Source organism: Vibrio anguillarum, assembly GCF_001989995.2.
Classification (GTDB): domain Bacteria; phylum Pseudomonadota; class Gammaproteobacteria; order Enterobacterales; family Vibrionaceae; genus Vibrio; species Vibrio anguillarum.
Map to the genome: position 1 here is coordinate 1 of NZ_JAHGUP010000091.1, position 1,815 is coordinate 1,815.

1 rRNA gene is annotated in these 1,815 nt (G+C 51.0%); it reads left to right on the forward strand.

Annotated elements, in window-relative coordinates:
• The first annotated feature begins 224 nt into the window (after nucleotides 1–224).
• Nucleotides 225–1,769, forward strand: a 16S ribosomal RNA gene (locus PL85_RS16345).
• Nucleotides 1,770–1,815 lie beyond the last annotated feature (46 nt).

Consider the following 1,815-nt stretch of genomic DNA (forward strand, 5'->3'; position numbering starts at 1 on the left):
AATATAAACCTATCAATCTGTGTGGGCACTCGTTGATGATAATCAAAAAAGATTTATCAATGAACTGAGTGACCAATCAGAATCAAGTTTACTTGATTTTGGCACAGTCAATTCATTGTTGTTCTGTTGGAACAACAATAGCTTTAAAATTACTTTTTTACTTTCGAGTAAGAGCAGTTTTGAAGTCAGTATTCATTGAGCCGGTCTTAGGACCAACAAAACTTTAATTGAAGAGTTTGATCATGGCTCAGATTGAACGCTGGCGGCAGGCCTAACACATGCAAGTCGAGCGGCAGCACAGAGGAACTTGTTCCTTGGGTGGCGAGCGGCGGACGGGTGAGTAATGCCTAGGAAATTGCCCTGATGTGGGGGATAACCATTGGAAACGATGGCTAATACCGCATGATGCCTACGGGCCAAAGAGGGGGACCTTCGGGCCTCTCGCGTCAGGATATGCCTAGGTGGGATTAGCTAGTTGGTGAGGTAATGGCTCACCAAGGCGACGATCCCTAGCTGGTCTGAGAGGATGATCAGCCACACTGGAACTGAGACACGGTCCAGACTCCTACGGGAGGCAGCAGTGGGGAATATTGCACAATGGGCGCAAGCCTGATGCAGCCATGCCGCGTGTATGAAGAAGGCCTTCGGGTTGTAAAGTACTTTCAGTCGTGAGGAAGGTGGTGTTGTTAATAGCAGCATCATTTGACGTTAGCGACAGAAGAAGCACCGGCTAACTCCGTGCCAGCAGCCGCGGTAATACGGAGGGTGCGAGCGTTAATCGGAATTACTGGGCGTAAAGCGCATGCAGGTGGTGGATTAAGTCAGATGTGAAAGCCCGGGGCTCAACCTCGGAACCGCATTTGAAACTGGTTCACTAGAGTACTGTAGAGGGGGGTAGAATTTCAGGTGTAGCGGTGAAATGCGTAGAGATCTGAAGGAATACCGGTGGCGAAGGCGGCCCCCTGGACAGATACTGACACTCAGATGCGAAAGCGTGGGGAGCAAACAGGATTAGATACCCTGGTAGTCCACGCCGTAAACGATGTCTACTTGGAGGTTGTGGCCTTGAGCCGTGGCTTTCGGAGCTAACGCGTTAAGTAGACCGCCTGGGGAGTACGGTCGCAAGATTAAAACTCAAATGAATTGACGGGGGCCCGCACAAGCGGTGGAGCATGTGGTTTAATTCGATGCAACGCGAAGAACCTTACCTACTCTTGACATCTACAGAATCCTGCGGAGACGCGGGAGTGCCTTCGGGAACTGTAAGACAGGTGCTGCATGGCTGTCGTCAGCTCGTGTTGTGAAATGTTGGGTTAAGTCCCGCAACGAGCGCAACCCTTATCCTTGTTTGCCAGCGAGTAATGTCGGGAACTCCAGGGAGACTGCCGGTGATAAACCGGAGGAAGGTGGGGACGACGTCAAGTCATCATGGCCCTTACGAGTAGGGCTACACACGTGCTACAATGGCGCATACAGAGGGCAGCAAGCTAGCGATAGTGAGCGAATCCCAAAAAGTGCGTCGTAGTCCGGATTGGAGTCTGCAACTCGACTCCATGAAGTCGGAATCGCTAGTAATCGTAGATCAGAATGCTACGGTGAATACGTTCCCGGGCCTTGTACACACCGCCCGTCACACCATGGGAGTGGGCTGCAAAAGAAGTGGGTAGTTTAACCTTTCGAGGAGGACGCTCACCACTTTGTGGTTCATGACTGGGGTGAAGTCGTAACAAGGTAGCGCTAGGGGAACCTGGCGCTGGATCACCTCCTTATACGAAGATTACACTGATGAGTGTCCACACAGATTGATGGTTTATA